Origin of the sequence: Maribellus comscasis (assembly GCF_009762775.1) — a bacterium.
GTDB classification, from domain to species: Bacteria; Bacteroidota; Bacteroidia; order Bacteroidales; family Prolixibacteraceae; genus Draconibacterium; species Draconibacterium comscasis.
This window is the reverse complement of sequence record NZ_CP046401.1, coordinates 3,419,534-3,439,114: the sequence shown is the minus strand read 5'-3', so window position 1 is coordinate 3,439,114 and position 19,581 is coordinate 3,419,534. Positions and strand designations below refer to the sequence as shown.

The 19,581-nt window shown below is 38.9% G+C and carries 8 protein-coding genes; all 8 read left to right on the top strand.

Features of this window, described 5'->3' with window-relative positions:
• Positions 1–53: 53 nt before the first annotated feature.
• On the top strand, positions 54–2,495 hold the full coding sequence (locus GM418_RS13615; protein WP_158867189.1) for an ABC transporter permease: 2,442 nt from the start codon (positions 54–56) through the stop codon (positions 2,493–2,495).
• A 31-nt stretch (positions 2,496–2,526) separates the two neighbouring features.
• Positions 2,527–5,031 carry an ABC transporter permease gene (locus GM418_RS13610; protein WP_158867187.1) on the top strand — a complete coding sequence of 835 codons (2,505 nt, stop codon included), beginning with the start codon at positions 2,527–2,529 and terminating at the stop codon, positions 5,029–5,031.
• Between the two features lie 46 nt (positions 5,032–5,077).
• Positions 5,078–7,405, top strand: a complete 2,328-nt coding sequence (locus GM418_RS13605; RefSeq protein WP_158867185.1) for an FtsX-like permease family protein — start codon at positions 5,078–5,080, stop codon at positions 7,403–7,405.
• A gap of 74 nt (positions 7,406–7,479) precedes the next feature.
• A complete protein-coding gene (locus tag GM418_RS13600) occupies positions 7,480–9,858 on the top strand; it encodes an ABC transporter permease (protein ID WP_158867183.1) in 2,379 nt (792 codons plus the stop codon).
• 16 nt (positions 9,859–9,874) lie between these two features.
• Positions 9,875–12,214 carry an ABC transporter permease gene (locus tag GM418_RS13595; RefSeq protein WP_158867182.1) on the top strand — a complete coding sequence of 780 codons (2,340 nt, stop codon included), beginning with the start codon at positions 9,875–9,877 and terminating at the stop codon, positions 12,212–12,214.
• Positions 12,215–12,287: 73 nt separating this feature from the next.
• A complete protein-coding gene (locus GM418_RS13590; RefSeq protein ID WP_158867180.1) occupies positions 12,288–14,603 on the top strand; it encodes an ABC transporter permease in 2,316 nt (771 codons plus the stop codon).
• A 62-nt stretch (positions 14,604–14,665) separates the two neighbouring features.
• Positions 14,666–17,053, top strand: coding sequence for an ABC transporter permease (locus GM418_RS13585; protein ID WP_158867178.1), 2,388 nt, complete (start codon positions 14,666–14,668; stop codon positions 17,051–17,053).
• Between the two features lie 83 nt (positions 17,054–17,136).
• Complete coding sequence (locus GM418_RS13580; protein WP_158867176.1) at positions 17,137–19,563, top strand: ABC transporter permease; 2,427 nt, start codon at positions 17,137–17,139, stop codon at positions 19,561–19,563.
• The last annotated feature ends 18 nt before the right edge of the window (positions 19,564–19,581 follow it).

Genomic DNA, 19,581 nt, shown 5'->3' with positions numbered 1-19,581 from the left:
TACGCAGATATGAGCAAATATGTAACTGCGGCAAAACACCTAAAACAAAAAGTATGATTAGAAATTATTTCAAAATAGCATGGCGAAATTTAAGGAAAAATAAAGTTTTCTCTTTCATCAATATATTCGGGTTAGCTATTGGGATGGTTGCCTGTATAATTATTCTTCAATATGTTAGCTTCGAAACAAGCTACGATGATTTTCGAAAGCCAACACTTTACCGTATTGCAGACTACAGTTATATAAACGGGACAGAGAATAGTAAACGTGCACAAACCGCACCTGCACTGGCTCCGGTAATAAAAAGAGAAATTCCTGAAGTTATAGATGCTGCTCGTGTGGTACATACTGCTCCTTTGATGTCGGATCCGGTTATGCAGTCCGGGGAATATAGTTTTCATGAAGAAAAGATTTACTTTGCCGACCCATCTTTTCTTTCTGTATTTTCATATCAGATGACAAGTGGAACCATAGAACAGTCACTGAATGAACCAAATACAGTAGTGATATCTGAATCCATGAAACAAAAGTATTTCTCAGGGAAAGAGGCGCTTGATAAATCTCTGATTTTTCATGAAGGGGAACGCGGTAGTGTTGTTTTAAATGTAACGGGGGTTTTTAAAGATATCCCTGAAAACTCACATTTACATACCGATTTTTTGGTCTCTTTTAGCTCGTTGCCATGGAACCTGGATGAAAATTGGGACTGGGGCAATTTTTACAATTATGTAGAAATTTTACCAGGAACAGACCCATCAATCGTAAAAAACAAAATTAATGCAGTACAGGAAAAATACAGGGGTGAAATTTTTGCAGAATGGAGAAAAGGAGGTTATACCAGGGAACTTTATCTTCAGCCAATACAGGATATTCATCTCGATTCGCATTTGGAGGCTGAGGCTGAATCCAACGGAAGCCGCCGCATTGTAGAAATTTTGTCTGTTGTAGCACTATTTGTTTTGGCGATAGCATGGATTAATTACATTAATTTAACCACTGCAAAGTCAGTTGAGAGAGCGAAAGAAATTGGTGTTCGGAAGATCTCGGGTTCAAACCGGAAACAATTGTCTGCTCAATTTTTAACCGAATCTTTTCTTACTAATTCTATCGCCACATTGCTGGCTTTTATAATAATCCGGTTCCTGGAGCCTTCTTTACATAAATTAACCAATATAAATTTTAATCCTGAACTTAACACAGAAATAACCATTACCCTAATTGCTCTGTTTTTGGCCGGAGTTGTTTTATCAGGCCTCTACCCCACTTTCGTGCTTTCTTCATTTAACCCCTTGCAGGTTCTTAAGAAGAATCTCAACGGTTCAGGAAACGGCAATCAATTAAGAAAAGGGCTTGTGGTATTTCAATTTGCCGCCTCAATTATTCTTATCGTGGTAACCCTTACTTTTAAAAAGCAGTTAAATTTTATGCTTAACAAAAATCTGGGAATAAATCTGGAGAAGGCGCTTATTGTAAAAGGCCCGGGAATTAAAGATTCAACTTATCAGGATCATTTATCGTATTTTAAACACGAAGTTACTCAAATTCCTTCGGTCAAAGAAGTAGCTGTATCATCGAGTATTCCAGGCAGGGAACTAAGTTGGGGAAGATCTTTTTACCAGCCCGATAGTCCAGAAAACCGGCACGGGGTAAACATTGTAGCTGTGGATGAAGATTTTTTTGATTTGTATGAAACTTCTTTTGTGGCAGGACGTAATTTTTCAAAGGAAAATACATCGGACCGCGGAGCACTGATTTTTAATGAAACTGCCATACATCTCCTTGGATTTCAAAAAGCAGGAGATGCTATCCAAAAAAATATCATATGGGAAGAATCGGAAAATGATTTACATTCAAAAGAAATCATTGGGGTGATTAAGGATTTCAACCAGGAATCGTTACAAAAAGAGGTCGGTCCAATTGTATTTGCTTTAAAACAATATTTAAACGCTCCCTGGGCGGGAGAATATTATTCGCTAAAAGTGAATACCGAAGACTATCCCAAAGCAATGGCACAGATAAAAGAAAAATGGAATCAGGCCTTCCCAAACAGCCCTTTTGAGTATTTTTTTCTCGATGAGTTTTATAACCGGCAATATCAGGCAGAATCGCAATTCAACCTTCTTTTCAGTGTATTTTCTGCGCTTGCAATATTTATTGCCAGTATGGGCTTGTTTGGCCTTTCGTATTTTACAACAACACAAAAAATTAAAGAAATCGGAATTCGAAAAGTGAATGGCGCCCGAGTTTCGGAAATACTTACAATGCTCAATAATAACTTTTTAAAATGGATGGCCATTGCTTTTGTTGTTTCCGTGCCCCCGGCATATTATACAATGCACAAATGGCTGGAAAGTTTTGCCTACAGAACAAATTTAAGTTGGTGGATATTTGCTTTGGCAGGAATTCTGGCCCTGGGAATTGCGCTATTAACAGTTAGTTGGCAAAGTTGGAGAGCAGCTACGAGGAATCCGGTTGAAGCATTGAGGTATGAATAAATTGAACACAAAATCACAATAAAGAAAAACTATGTTTAGAAATTACTTCTTGCTGACATGGCGAAACATAATTCGAAATAAATCCTTTTCGGTAATTAAAATCCTGGGGCTGGCTATTGCAATTGCTGCTTTTATACTAATATATCAGCACCTGAGATATGAACTTAGCTACGATCGTTTTCAAAGCGAAGCCAACAATATTTACAGGGTGACAGTGGAAAAGGAAGTGGAAAACGGAGTGTCATATAAAGACGCATACACTTTCCCGGCTCTGGGCATTGCGGCTAGAGATGAAATTCCGGGGGTGAAAAACTTTTTCAGACTGTCTCCCTGGGCAAATTCCTACACAGTCGTTTATAAAGATGAAAAAAAGAATGAACCTGTTTCGATAAAAACAGATAAAGCCGTCTTTGCTGATGCACCGTTCGCCAAGTATTTCTCACTCAATTTTATTGTGGGAGGTAGCGATTCATTGCTTGCCCAACCAAACAACATTTATATTTCCAACAGTGTTGCTGAAAAGTATTTTGGTGTAGAATGGAATAAAAAAATCAATCCGACAGGCGAAACTCTCCTGGTTTACACTTCCAACCACGATGCTGCCATACCTTTTAAAGTGTGTGGGATTTATCAGGATATGCCTTCCAACTCCCATCTTCAATATAAGATGATAATGTCGCACAGTTCGCTTACCAGCTACTTGCCGAAAGAAATTCCGGATCACGTCAAATCTACAATATTTGATACCAATTGGGGAAATTATTCCTGGTACACTTACCTGGTTCTTGACCCGACAGCCGATCCGAAAACAACTGAAACACAGTTAAACCAAATGGTGGCCCGACATAAAAATACCAACAACCTGAACGAATCATTTTTCCTCCAGCCGGTTAAAGATATTCATCTAAAATCTCAACTTGCAAACGAAGCTTCCCCTAATGGTTCCATCACAAATGTGTATGTCATGGCGGGAATCGGGTTATTAATCCTGATTCTTGCCCTGGTGAATTATGTAAATTTATCGATTGCCGGATTTATGGAAAGAACGGAAGAAATTGGTATTCGGCAGGTTATAGGTTCAAAAAAACGCCAAATTGTTGCACAGCTTTTTATCGAAGCCTTCGTTTTTAATTTGATGGCAATAATTATCGGATGGATTATAAGCAAAATTTCAGCCCCTGCCATGTCTCATATTACCGGTATTCGTTTTACTCCCGGGTTATATAATTATGCTGGAGGATATTTGATTTTCATTTTGTTTGGGCTGCTCCTTTTTGGCTCCGTTCTGGCTTCACTTTACCCCTCTTTAATGGTTGCTTCTGCAAAAAGCATAGAAAAGTTAAAAGGCCATACGGCAATGACACTTAGACTCAGAATGAATAAATATTTGCTGGTCTTTCAATTTACGGTTTCCATTGTCCTGATTATTGGTACCCTGATAAACTACAAACAAATTAACTTTATGAGAAACCAGGATTTGGGAATCGACACTGACAGAATCGTTGTGTTGGAAGGGCCCAATGCGATAAACCAGCAAATTAATTTTGAGCAGACAGTCCAAAGACTACGAAACGAAGTTGCCTCCTATCCGTCAATAAACCAGGTTAGCGCATGTAGTACCGTCCCGGGAAAAGTGAATGTTCTTTCAAGACCTTTATTTCAGTTGTCCAGGGAAAATGAGGGCGCTAAAGAAATCAGAGAAATAATGGTTGATCAGCAATACTTTCCCATGTTGGATATTAAATTTACTGCCGGCCATAATTTCCCGGAGGCAGCCGGAAATAAGCGGCAAATGGTAATATTGAACGAATCTGCGGTTAGGATGCTTGGTTTTAACTCTCCCGAAGATGCAATATCTCAAAAGGTAGGCTATCATTGGGCAGGCGGTATTGCCGAATGCGAAGTCATCGGTGTAGTGGGAGATTTTCACCAACAGTCATTAAAATTCAGTAAAGAACCTATCGGTTTCTACAACGAACTTAGCAGCGGCGATTATATGGTTAAAATCAGTTCAGGGCTAAATCCGTCACAGAATATTTCAGGTTCACTGGATTTGTTGGAAAGTAAATGGCAAGAACTGTTTCCTGACAATCCATTTAACTACTATTTCCTTGATAACTTTTTTGAACAACAATACAGTTCAGACAAAAGATTTGGAAGCATTTTCACCCTGTTTTCTGCTTTGGGAATTTTTATTTCCTGCATAGGACTGTTTTGTCTGTCGGTTCAGTCGGTTGCCAAACGAAACAAGGAAATCGGCATCCGAAAAGTAAACGGCGCCAAAATTTCAGAAATATTATCCATGCTTAACAAAGACTTTGTAAAATGGGTGTTGATAGCCTGTGGTTTTGCCATTCCTGTGGCATGGTATGCCATGAACAAGTGGCTCGAAAACTTTGCATACAAAACCAGCTTAAGCTGGTGGATATTTGCTTCAGCCGGGTTGCTGGCATTGGGAATTGCAATGCTGACTGTGAGCTGGCAAAGCTGGAGGGCAGCGACAAGAAACCCGGTTGAGACATTGAGATATGAATAATGAATAAAATATGAAAACCTTGAACAATTTGAAATTCGCTTTTCGCATGTTGAAACGGAATCCACTACTGGTTTATATCAGTGTTCCCGGACTGGCAATTGGCCTGTGTGCTTTACTACTTATGTCGGTTTACCTGAAATACGAATTCAGTTTCGACAAACATTTTCCCACAAACGACCGCGTGTTGCGCCTTTGTAACACATTGCACGGGGAAAACGAAACGGAAGTGTTGTCTGCTGCACTTCGAACGGCATACACGCAGTTGCCCGAACAAGTTCCCGAGGTGAAAAAGGCGGTTCAATTGTACACGGGTTGGGATGTAAATGTGAAAACAGGCAAAGGCATCTTCAAAGATTTACAGGTACTGTACGCCGATGAGGAATTTCTCGACGTTTTCGGACTAAAATTGACGGAAGGGAATACTTCGGAATCGCTTTCAGGAAAAAAGAATATTGTGATTACAAAGTCAAGCGCAGAGAAACTTTTCGGAAGCACAGATTGTGTAGGAAAAACATTGACACTGGACGGTTCAGACCTTTTTGTATCAGGCGTAATCAATGATATGCCAAAGACCACCCATTTTTATTTCGATATGTTGCGACCCATGAAATCAAACGAATTTATTATACAACAGGGCAGTCTCGAGTTTAGTACCTATTACCTGATAAAAAAAGGCACAGACTTAAAAACAGCAGAAAACAACATTGCAAGGGTAAACGATGAACTGATGAATGTATGGAAAATCAGGGGAAAATTAAGCGACACGAAGACTGAAACCAACGCCGAACTTTTGCGTAATATTCACCTGCACACCAGGGTTGAAGACGATATGGTGCCAAAGACCAACCGAATGCAACTGTTTATTGTGAGCAGCATTGCCCTTTTCATCTTTCTGATAGCTCTTATCAATTTTATTAACATGTATTTATTTCATGGCGAAAAACGGATTGCGGAAATAGCCTCGCGGAAAGTTGCAGGTGCTACCCGCAGTAATCTTGCCGGCCAGTTTTATCGGGAAAACGGTATCATTGCTTTTTTTGCATTACTTATGGGCTTATGGCTTGCCGTTCTGGTACAACCATTTTTCTCCCGAATGATAAATTTGCCTTTAACTGCGAATGACATGTTCACTCCACTGGGCGTTGCGATGATTGTGGTAGTATTAATCGCGCTTGTTTTAATAGCTGGTGCTTATCCCAGCCTTCATCTGTCAAAAATAAACCTCGTTTCAGGACTAAAAGGAAAGCGCCAGAACGTTTCACACAGTGGGCTTTCCAAATCAGTAGTATTAGTGCAATTTTTCATAACTGCATTACTTATTTCTTCGCTTATCATTATAAAAGCCCAGATAAAACACATGAAAAAAGTGCCTCTCGGGTTTAATGCGAAAGATGTGGTAGCCATTCAGGATTTTTCGGGACACGCTACCCGAAATACAGTTTCTATTAAAAATGAACTGGAAAAACTACCTTTCATTCAAGGTGTTGGTATTTCGCAACATCGTATGGGCGGTGGCTGTAGCGGACAATCTATTGCTTTGCTTAACAGCCCGAATGAAAAACCTGTAGACGAGTACAGGGTAATGCCCGGATTTTGCGAAGCGATGCAACTGCGACTAAAAGAAGGCCGCTTTTTTACAGACAGCCAAAGTGACAAGAGAAGTATTGTATTAAATGAAGCAGCGGCAAAAATGCTGGGTCTGAAGTTTAGTCCCGATATGCGGGTCTCCTACAAAGGACAGCCTGTAAAGGTAGCCGGTGTTGTTAAAGACTTTTATTTTAACGGATATGCCGGGAAGTCTATTGAACCGCTTGTACTATCCCGGGTTGATGACTACGGTTACATTATATACCTGCGTACTCTCGGAAGCTTTACGCAGGACAATCAAAAGCAAGTGTCAGGTGTTATTAAAAAATTCGACCCGGATTACAGGATGTCTTTTACGTCGCTTGACGATGTATATGCCGCTAAGTTTGAAAAAGATGAACGCGTATTTAATATGGTTTCATCCGGTGCTTTTCTGGCTATTATTTTAAGTTTTGTGGGAATGATGGCCCTTTCAATACTAAATGTAACACGACGCATCAAAGAAATCGGTATTCGTAAAGTAGTTGGTAGCAGCGAAGCAGGCATCATAGGTAAATTGTTAGGCGAAACGTTTCTTTTGGTGAGTATTGCCTCGGTATTTGCATTTGCTGTATCGTACCTGTTAATGATAAAATGGTTAAGCAACTTTGCGACAAAAGTTAATATACATATGAGCTATTTTTTGATCAGCGGACTTTTTGCCTTTGTTATTGCCTTTTTTGCTGTGGGTTGGCAAAGCTGGCGGGCAGCTACGAGGAATCCGGTTGAAGCCCTGAGGTACGAATAGCTAAGTCCCAACTGCATAAAGATGGAACATTGAGTTTTGATTAATCTTTCGAAAATTGAAAAACTAATGAATTTATGAACATACTTAAACATATAAGGCACTCCTTCAAAAAGGAAGGAGGATATGGACTGCTAAATATTGCCGGGTTATCTATTGGTATGGCAATGAGCTTACTGATTATATGGTACCTGCAATATCATCTCTCTTTTAACGCCCACATTCCGGAAAAGGAAAAAATTTACCGGGTTGTTCAAAAAGACCGGAATGATGCAAGTTTATCATTTGGCAATCCTTTGCCTTTGGCTCATGCCATACGCAATGATTATCCCGGCTTTGGAGAAATTGCAGCTTTATCATCCTATTCTTATCCGGTAATCTGTGGAGAGACAAAGTTTAATATCAAAGCCTCAGTTGCCGATGCAAACATTTTTAAGGTACTGGGGACAAAACTTTTAGTTGGTTCTGAAAAAGTTTTGTCAGAACCGGGAAGTTCAGTACTTACTCAATCGTGTGCACAAAAATTATTTGGACAAGAGGAGTCCATTGGCAAAACGTTTACAATTGAGAGTTACGGCGGCAAAAAAATTTTTACAGTAAAAGGATTAATAAAAAATCCTCCCGCGAACAGTGATTTTGATTCAGAAATCTACCTTTCCTGGGAATCAATGAATCAACCCGACTGGCAGAAACTGTGGTGGTGGGGAGGCTATGATATTTTAGCAAAGGTAAAAAACACCATTCAAAAGGAAGATCTGGAACAAAAGATAAATACCATACTCGAAAGACACAATGCACCATATATTAACGGACGTTACGATTTTCAACTTATTCCTTTAAAGGGTTCTCATTTCCGCACTGATATCGGGAATTATTTAACAACACCGGTTTCATCCAGCCTTATATGGGTGTTGGGTATTATAGCCGCTTTTATAATTGTTATTGCCTGTATTAATTTTGTTAACCTTTCCATCAGTCAATCAGAAAGAAACGTAAAAGAAACAGGAATACACAAGGTTCTGGGAGCATCACGAAAAAGTCTGATAGCAGACTTTCTTATGTCAACCTTTTTTAAAACGATTATAGCGATGATGATATCGTTAGTACTGACCAAACTATTCATTTTGCCTTTTCAAAAGCTAACACAAATAAATGATTATGATTTATTTTCCAATCCGTCTGTGTGGGCTGTTCTGTTGGGAATCGTATTAATATCAGGGTTACTGTCTGGTCTGTATCCGGCTTTAGCCCTTTCGCGCCCAAAGCCGGTAGAACTGTTATCAAATAAAAAAGCGCATAGTTCTTCAGGAAATATATTCCGTAAATCGTTGGTTATAGCTCAACTTTCAATGGCTACAATGCTAATTATAGCATCACTCTTTATTTTCAAACAAATCTCGTTTATGAAAAACCATGATTTGGGTTTTAATAAAAATGGATTGATTGCCGTACAAATAAGTTCTCTAAACGGAGAGACGAATAACATCCGGGAGAAGGCATCTATACTGGAGCAGGAAATATCAAAACGGGGTGTTCAAAACGGTATAACGGATATCGCCTCAATAGAAGCGCTTCCCGGAGCCCTTTACAAGAATAATTTTACAATAACCAATCCTGAAAACCTAAATACTTATTCTGTGGTGTCTGTAGGTATCGATGAAAATTATGCAGATGTACTTGAAGTGCCTGTAGTGGAGGGGCGAAACTTTTCGAAGGAGCTGGCATCAGACGAAGGAGCTGTTTTAATTAACGAAACATTCAAAAAGAAACTGGGCTGGAGTTCCATTGCAGATAAACAACTGGCTGTTATTTCGGCAGATGACAAAACACCTGTAATTGGAGTAATAAAAGATGTAAACATCAATTCGCTGGCCCAGGCAATCCCTCCAATGATTTACCGGTATAAGAAAAACGCTTATCCTGAATACATGGTTTTCAGGGTTGCCCCCGGACATGAGGCCACTGCTTTAAAAATTATCAAAAACGAATGGGAACAAATTTCAGAAGGAAAACCATTTGAGTCGTTCAACGTGGCCAATAAATTCGAATCTATGTATGGAAGCGAAGAGCGCCTGTCGAAAATAATAGCAGCTTTTTGTATGGTGGCTGTATTGCTTTCTTGCTTCGGCTTGTTTTCATATATCGCGTTTTCGGTACAACGCCGTACTAAAGAAATTGGCATCCGTAAAGTAAATGGTGCAAAAATTACAGAAGTGATGACCATGCTGAATTCTGATTTTATCAAGTGGGTGATCGTATCTTTTGTAATAGCAACCCCGGTTACCTTTTATGCCACGACCAGGTGGCTCGAAAGCTTTGCATACAAAACCAGCTTAAGCTGGTGGATATTTGCTTCAGCCGGGTTGCTGGCATTGGGAATTGCAATGCTGACTGTGAGCTGGCAAAGCTGGAGGGCGGCTACAAGAAATCCGGTTGAGGCCTTACGATATGAATGATTAAACAAATAGAGCCATGCTTATCAATAAAATTAAATTATTAATTCGGAATAGCTTAAAACTTAAACAATCCTTACTGATTAACCTGATTGGATTGTCTGTGGGGTTTGCAGTGATTATTACCATCGCATTTTTTGTTGAGGAGGAAAAAGCTTTTGACCAGTTTCACGAGCAAATTGAAAATCTGTATTGTGTATTCACCATTGAGCCGGCAACCAATAATTCTATAGGCTGGCATGAATCGGTTCCTGCCATCCCCGGGGCACTTCGAAACGAATACCCGGAAATTACAAATGCTGCCCTGGTGCGCAATGGTACCGAAAATATGCTGGTAGAATACGGCAATAGCAAAAACTATGAAGATATACAACTGGCAGAACCCAACTTGTTTCATATGTTTTCATTTCCTCTGGTTCTGGGAGAAATACCTGAAAAAACAAATGAAACGCACATAATTGCATTAAGCCAAAAAATGGCAACCAAATATTTTGGCAACGAAGACCCAATAGGGAAACCGATAACCATCAATAACAAGGATAAATTTACGGTTGTAGCCGTTTACAAGGACATGCCCAAAAATTCAAGCATTAATTTTGATTTTTGGATTCCCATTGAACTTGTTGAAGAAACCGAGCCGGGTTATCTGGATACCTGGTATAATTTAAGTTTTAAGGCTTATGCGTTACTACAGCCCGGAATTTCATATACCGAGGTAAACAAAAAGCTCTACAACCGAATTCAGCAATCAAACCCTGAGTCAAAAGATAAAGTACAGTTATATCCGTATGCAAAACTTCACCTCGAAGCCTGGGGGCATCAAAAAAATGTTCGTACTATGTCGTTGATTGGCATCATCGTTATGCTGTTGGTTTGCCTGAATTTTATTAATCTGCAAACAGCCGAAGTTTTTAAACGAATAAAACAGTTTGGAATTAAAAAAATAAACGGGGCAAGCAATCAACATATAAGCTTTCAGCTGTTTGCTGAAACTTTTCTGCAAACTTTTCTGGCCCTTTTGCTTGGAATAATGATATCTTATGCCGGGAAACCATATTTACTTCATCTGATTAACAAACCAAATACCGGAGCTCCATTGCTTACCGGCTTTACTATCCTGGTAGTACTGGTTTGTGTTTTTATGCTTTCCGCGCTTTCAGGATTTGTTCCTTCATTAACGATCAGGTCAATTACACCAACCAACTCATTAAAAGAAAAAATAAGCGAGAAAGTGAGTGTAAAAAAGCTCCGGCTTATTATTATGGCAACTCAGTTCAGCCTGGCCATCATTTTTATTGCCAGTTTAATGATCACTGCCAAACAGGTACAGTATCTGCAAAACAAAAATCTTGGGTTTAATAAAGAACAACTTTTATACATCCGTCTTGATGGTGAATTGTACGATAAACGCGATGTGCTTCAGCAAACCCTGGAACAAAACTCTAATGTTGTAAGTACTTCATTAGCCACAAACTCTCCCGTCGGTATTTATTGGAATGGCGGAGGTTGGGAATGGGACGGGAAAGATGCCAATTTTGACCCGCAGGTAACCTATATTGAAACCGATAAAAATTTTAGCAAAACTTTTGGAATAAAAATGGCTCAGGGCGACTTTTTTGACGCTGACAGGCCAGGGGTAGTGATCAATAATACCTTCGCCCAAATGATTGCTCCCGGTGAAAATGTTCTCGGTAAAATATTGATCCTTGAAGATCAGGGAATAAAAATTCCAATAACAGGTGTTATCGAAGACATTCATTTTAAACCGTTAAACCGCAAGATAGGTGCTTTGATGTTTATTCCGGAAATGGGATTTGAAAATATGAGGTATTTGTTTGTTAAACTTAGTCCTGTTAACATGACTCAAACACTTAATTATATTGAGCAAACAGCTAAAGAATTAAATCCCGATTTTCCATACTGGCATCATTTTCTGGACGATGACTTTGCCCGACTATACACACAGGAACGCACTTTACGCTCGCAAATGGCTTTTTTCTCTATTCTGGCTATTTTAATTTCTTGCATGGGTTTGTGGGGTATTATGGTATTTGTGGTTAAACAAAGAGTAAAAGAAATTGGCGTCAGAAAAGTAAACGGGGCTAAAGTTTCAGAAATATTGGCTTTGCTCAATAAAGATTTTGTGAAATGGGTGGTGGTTGCTTTTGTTATTGCTATACCCGTTGTTTATTATGCCATGAACAACTGGCTTGAAAATTTTGCCTACAAAACCAGCTTGAGTTGGTGGATATTTGCGCTGGCAGGTTTGCTGGCACTGGGAATTGCATTGCTAACGGTTAGTTGGCAAAGCTGGAGGGCTGCTACACGAAATCCGGTGGAAGCTCTCAGGTATGAATAAAAACTAAATTAAAGAAATGGAATTTTTAAAAAACATTAAAATCACTTTCCGCAGTTTGTTTAAGAACAAAATTGTGACAATACTAAACCTTATCGGGTTAACCGTTGGGATTACGGTTAGTATGCTCGTATTTCTTTTTGTATTGAAAGAAAAAAATACCGATAAATTCATTCCTGACGTCAATAACATCTATGTTCTTACCGACAACAACGAACCGTATTTTTCACAAAATATGGTAAACCATATCAAAACAGAAATCCCCGAGATCGAGAACATTACGTATTGTGCAAACGATTGGTCGCCACAAGTGTTTCTGGCTAAAAACCAAGAGAGTTTTAAGGTTGAAAAAATGCTTACCGCTGATTCCTGTTTTTTCAAGGTCTTTCAATTTGAGACGGTGTTGGGTGATTCTAAGAATGGATTAAACGCGGCCAATAAAATTGTATTGACACGATCGTTGGCTGAAAAAATATTCGGGAAAGAAAACCCCATTGGAAATACGGTTACTTACAATGCGTCATATTTATCAGGCATTGAACTGGAAGTTACTGCGGTTATCGAAGATCTTCCTCAATCCAGCTCGTGGGATTTTGGAGCTGTGCTTTCCTTTCAAACCAATTATCAAATCGACTGGTATGTAAATAATATGAAAGACTGGGGTTCCAGAAATTATAAAGCTTTTGCCAGGCTTAACAAAAATATTTCGGAGCAAAATGCAGAAGGTAAATTGTCTGATATTAATCTCACTGCACTTCCTGAAAACTACCAGAAAAGTATAAAGTACGGACTGTTTCCTTTTAAAAGAGCCTATTTCGACTTTCATGAATTAGGTATTTTAAAAAAAGGAAACAGGTTTACTTTATCGGTAATCGGAATTGTGGGGCTGCTTATTTTGCTTTTGTCGTGTGTAAATTATGTAAATATGATTACCGCTCAACGTGAGAAAAGGTATAAAAATGTGGGCATTTACAAAACAATGGGGAGCAGTAGCCGAAAAATTATTGAAATGGCCACTACCGAATCGTTACTCATGCTGCTTATTACAATAGCCGTATCTTTTGCTCTCATCCTTTTATTGTTGCCTGCGTTTAATACAATTACCGGCTCAAGGTTTAATTTCCATGAAATATTTTCACAAAACTTTCTGCTCCTTTATCTTTTTATTGCAGGAGTTATGGTGCTCTTAACCGGCGTAATCCCGGGGGTAATTTTTGGCAACAAACCGGTAACGCTTCTTATGAAGAAAAATGTTTCGGTAAGTGGAGACAATTGGGCGCGCAATAGTTTGCTGGTTTTTCAGTTTGTGGTTTCTATTGCTCTGATTACTTCTATTCTGGTTATTAACCGCCAGAACAATTACATGCAAAACAGAGATGCAGGTTTTGCGAAAGAAAACATTGTATATGCCAATACCAACAAAGCAATTTATTCACAAATAAACGCATTTAAAAACGAGATAAAACAAATCGCCGGGGTCAATGACATTACTTTTTCTGAAAGTGTTTTAATTGCAAATGACCAGAATTGGGGAATGAATTTGTCGAATAATGGTGAAAAATATGATATACAATTTTCAAAGCTTTCGGTTGCTTCCAATTTCTTCGACTTTTTTGGAATCAAACTGAATGAAGGAAATGGATTCAATGACAATTCAAAAAACAATAAAGATTTTATAATTAATCAAACTGCGAAAGCTGATTTCAGAATTGATAATATAAACGATGCAAGGGTTGCATATCCCGAATTGCACGAAGGCAACATAATTGGAGTAGTGGATGATTATAATTTTGAATCGTTTCATGTGCCCGTCAGAGCGGCTGCCTTCAGATACTCCGGTGATTGCGACGATGTGCTCTACATAAAAATCAATACACAAAACATTGCTGCTTTCAATACTACCATGAAAGAGGTAAAACAACTTTGGGATCGTATATCCCCTGATTTTCCGCTGGAATATCAATTCCTCGATCAAAAATATACAGCGATGTATACCAAAGAAGCACAGTTTCAACGCTTTTTAATGTACACCACTATTGTTTCACTAATTCTTTCGTGTTTGGGACTGGTTGGATTGACCTTTTTTGTGATGGAACAAAGAACCAAAGAAATAGGTATCCGCAAAGTAAATGGTGCCAAAATCTCAGAAGTTCTTGCAATGCTCAACAAAGACTTTGTAAAATGGGTAACTATTGCATTTGTAATTGCTACACCTCTTGCTTATTACGCCATGAATAAATGGCTTGGAAGTTTTGCATATAAAACCAGTTTGAGTTGGTGGATTTTTGCATTGTCCGGATTGCTGGCATTGGGAATTGCATTACTAACGGTGAGTTGGCAAAGCTGGCGGGCAGCTACGAGGAGTCCGGTAGAAGCCTTACGTTATGAGTAAGCCCGGGGTATTCGGAGCCGGTTGCTCCGGATGAACTTTAAAGAAAAATTAAAAATTAGAATATGAGTTTCAAAAACAATTTACAAGTTAGTTTCAGGCATCTCAAAGCCGACAAAACAAATACGCTTATTAGCATCAGCGGATTAATTCTGGGCCTGGGAATTGTAACGGTTGTCCTCGTTTTTGTTTTAAATGAATTGGGGTACGACAGCTCTTTTGCAAACAACAAACGAATCTACCGCGTATTGAATTACAACGAATCAGATAACCATACCTGGGCAAATACGCCTTTTGTTATTGCTGAAGAAGCCAAAAATAAATTTGCCGAGATAGAAAATATCGCGCATCAGTATAATATGGGAAATATTGAGGTCAAAAAGAATACTGAATATATCCGCGAACCCGATGTAATAGCTACAGAAAGCGACTTTTTTAGCATTTTCGGGATTGACGTATTGCAAGGAAGTCTGAACGATTTTGATAATACCGAAGGCAAAATTCTTTTAAGTGAAAGCCTGTCAAACAAATATTTTGGGGAGGAAGATCCGGTAGGCCAGCAACTCGACATTCGTTATCTGGGAAAAGAATTTACGATGGAAGTAGCGGCAGTCTATCGCGATATTCCTCAAAACTCAAGCATAAAAGCAACGCTCATTGCAAGTATGGATTTTGCAATGCAACATTTGGCAGACAACATTCAAACCAACGCTGAGATACCAGATGAAACTGAATTCAGACAAGCGTGGAAAGGAGTTTTCTTTACCAATTTCCTGTTGCTAAAAGATGGCGTTGATATCAAAACTTTCGAAACAAAACTTCGTGAATTGGGAAATAAAAATTCAAGTGAAAATTTTAAACTTTCCCTCTCATTACAGCCACTTTCCGATATTTACTTTGGTTCCGAAAAAATTGTGGACAATAACCGGAAAGAGCAGGGAAATCTTTCAATGTTACTCGTTTTGGCGTTTGTTGGTTTTTTAATTCTTATAACTGCTTCCATCAACTATCTCAACCTGGCGTCGGCAAAAGCTATGTCGCAGGTAAAAAACGTTGCGGTGCGTAAGATTTGCGGAGCCCGTCAAAAAAGTATCATCGGGCAAATGATTATTGAGTCTACTTTGATCACCTTCCTCGCACTGCCGTTTGCCATGCTTGCAGCATCAGTCTCGTTACCTCAAATCAGCTCTATGCTTGGGAAAGACTATTCCATCGAAATATCAGGACAATTGGTAGCAAGCCTTGCCATTTTAGCACTGATTACACTGGCAACCGGTATTTTATCCGGAAGTCTTGTTTCTATAAAATCAGCGCGATTTGGTCTGGTAAATGTTTTAAAAGGAAATAAAATTGATAGTGGGAATAAACATTACACCCGCAAAGCAATGGTGATATTCCAAATTGCAGTTTTTATCTCGTTAATTTCAACCATGTTTTTGGTTCAAAAACAGGTACGATATGCTTTTAACAAAGATTTGGGCTTTGCCAAAGAAGGTTTGATTCGTATTCCCCGTGGAGATCACAATCTCGATTTATTTAAACAGGAAATCGAAAAAAATCCAAATGTACTTAGCGCCAGCGGAACATTGTGGATGCCGCCAAGCAACAATAAAATGTACATTTCTATTCCCAAGGTGAGTAAACACGATGAAATGGTAAAAGTAAACGGGCTTTTTGTTGACTATGGATTTGCCGAAACCATGGGACTCAAAATTGTTATGGGTTCCGATTTCGATAAAGAAAAAAATAACAATGGCGTTTTGATCAACGAATCGGCGATTGAAACGCTGGGCCTGACTGATATCCTGGGAGAACAAACTGCCTTTGGACCAGTTGTAGGTGTAGTCAGCGATTTTAATATGTTTTCGCTTCATGAAGCCATCACTCCAATGATAATTGGATTAAATCCGGGAATGAGCCAGAATATTGCTATCCGCCTGAGAACTGAAAACTTACCAGAGACCATCGATTTTCTAAAAGAAGCCTGGGCAAATACAGGCGGCACAACTGCCTTTGATTTTGAATTTACCAACGATATTCTGAACGACATGTACGAATCAGATATCCGCTTTTCAAAAACCATTGGTTTGCTTGCAATTATTGCTGTTGCCATTGCCAGCCTTGGACTGTTTGGATTGTCTTTGCTCATGGGGAAACAGCGTATTAAAGAAATTGGTGTCCGCAAGGTAAACGGTGCACGAATAAAAGAAATAATGACTTTATTAAATAAAGACTTTGTTGTGTGGGTAGGTATTGCCTTTTTGGTAGCTACTCCCGTTTCATATTACGCTATGAATAAATGGCTCGAAAACTTTGCCTACAAAACCAACCTAAGCTGGTGGATTTTTGCTCTGGCCGGGTTGCTGGCATTGGGAATTGCATTGCTGACTGTGAGCTGGCAAAGTTGGCGGGCTGCAACAAGAAATCCTGTTGAGGCATTGCGTTACGAATAGTGAAAAATACGAAGATCCCGGAGCTCAGGATGAAAGTGTTGTGGTAAAATAGTTATAAAAACCTTTAAATAATTCTATTTTAGATGATTACAAACTACATAAAACTATCATGGAGGCAGTTTCTTAAAAATCGAACCCTGTCGTTTGCCAAACTTATTGGATTGGGAATCGCTTTTGCAGTTGTTTTATTTGTTACTACATATGTTTGTTCCGAATATAGTTTTGACAATTTTATTCCGGGAAAAGATAGCATTTACCGGGTATACCGGCAAGGTACACTCGACGGACAAAACATAAACTCCGTTATTACTTCACCCTTGTTGGCTGAATATTCCCTCAAAGAAATTCCGGAAGTTGCAGAAGCGCTCAGAATTCAAAACCAGGGAAATGCCTTTGTTGAAGTAAATAACGAAGTGAATAATGTGTCGGGGGCAATTTATGCTGACCCGAATTTCCTTGATTTTTTCCAAATTCCATATACCAAAACCTCGTCCCTTGCTTTGCCCGATAAAAACAGCGTTGCTATTTCGGAAAAGCTTGCCCTGATGTATTTTAAATCTGAAGAAAATGCACTTGGACATGAATTAAAGATCAAATATGGAACCCATTATGAATCCTGCTTTATTTCATCGGTGTTTCGCGACTTACCTCCAAACTCACATTTAGAGGTGAACCTTATCAAAAATATCAATCAGGTGATTGATCCGGCAAGCCTGGACTGGGAGACAAAAAACACTGCTACTTATTTAAAAACCGGAAATAAAATTACCGATAAAAATGAATTAAACTTTAAATTAACAAAACTGGCTTACGCACAGTCCGACATCGACGGAGATGGTGTAGTAGAGAAAATAAACGAGAACAATTTTACTGAACTGGTTAAGTCGGAAAATGTCCCGGTTAAATATTATTCTGAACCCCTTCAAAAAATACATTTGTCAAACCACGCTTTCGATTTTGCGGTAACATCAAGCAAAATTTATCTGTATGGTGCAATGGCAATTGCCTTTATTCTGTTTTTAATTTCGGGAATAAACTTTATTAATCTGACACTGGCCTCTCATTCCCTTCGGTTAAAGGAAATTGGTGTTCGAAAAACACATGGTGCCTTTCGGATACAACTTACAAAAATGCTATTAACTGAAGCCATTTTTCATTGGACACTCTCTTTTGCGCTGGGTGTGATTATTTATGCAGGAACAAAAAACTTACTGACCCAACATTTAAACCTTTCCATTTATCTGGAAGATTTCGATTTATTTAAAGTGCTGTTCTATAGTTTTTGCGGGATTACATTTTTTAGCATCTTTATCAATTTTATCCCGATATCCTATTATTCAAGGCTAAATATTTTATCCCTGCTCAACTCAAAGCGCTCTAAATCGAAATCTCAGATTGGGTCAAAAAATGCGCTTATTGTTGTTCAGTTTGCATTGTCGGTCATCATTATTCTGAGTACCCTTATTGTTCAAAAACAATTAAGTTATTTAAATTCAAAAAACAGGGCATATGGCGCAAACAACATTGTTATGTTTCGTTTGTATGACCTCAACCGCCCCAACAGGCTAAGCTTTATGGAAAAGCTAAAATCATTCGCCTCGGTTGAAGAAGTTAGTCTTTTAAACCAGTTTATCGGGGATGATCCGGAGATGGTATCTGTTTATTTCAACCACTCAGGCGATGCCGGGAACCAACTGGTTGCCAACCGTCTTTTAGTTGATGGAGATTATTTTCAAACCTATGGATTAAAATTATTAAAAGGAAGGGGATTTAGTGAAAACAGAAATACAGATTATGATTGTGTTATTTTGAATGAGACGGCGGCCCGTGAGTTTCCGGGAAAAGATGATATCCTCAACCAGTTTATTATTAACGACGATAAAACTTACAAAGTCGTTGGTGTGGTTAAAGATTACAATTACAAATCCTTACACCACAAAATTGAACCCTTACTAATTTTTCGCGGCAGATACATTGGAAACCTTGCGATGAAAATTAGCAGCAACCAAACAACTGAGGCTATAGCAGCGCTCTCTTCGCTTTGGGGAGAGTATAAAATAAAAAGGCCTTTGTATTACCAGTTTCTGGATGACGCTCTGGCTCTCAAATACAACAAAGACAAACAGGCCAAAAAATTAATGCTGATTTTATCGGTGCTGTCCATTCTTGTGGCTTGTATAGGCTTGTATGCTATCTTATTCTTTTCCATAAAAACCAGGGTAAAAGAGTTGGCCATCCGAAAAATAAATGGAGCTTCTGAAGTAAAAATCGGATGGTTGATTGTAAGCAAATACATGCTTTTAATAACAATATCGGTGGCCATTTCTGTTCCGTTTTGCGTATTTATTATGCGGCAGTGGCTCAATAATTTCGCATATAAAACTACGCTAAGTTGGTGGATCTTTGCTCTGGCCGGGGTGTTGGCACTGGGAATTGCATTACTAACCGTTGCATTTCAATCGTTTAAGGCAGCTACAAGAAATCCGGCAGAGGCACTCAGGTATGAGTGACAACACCCGACTCCCGGA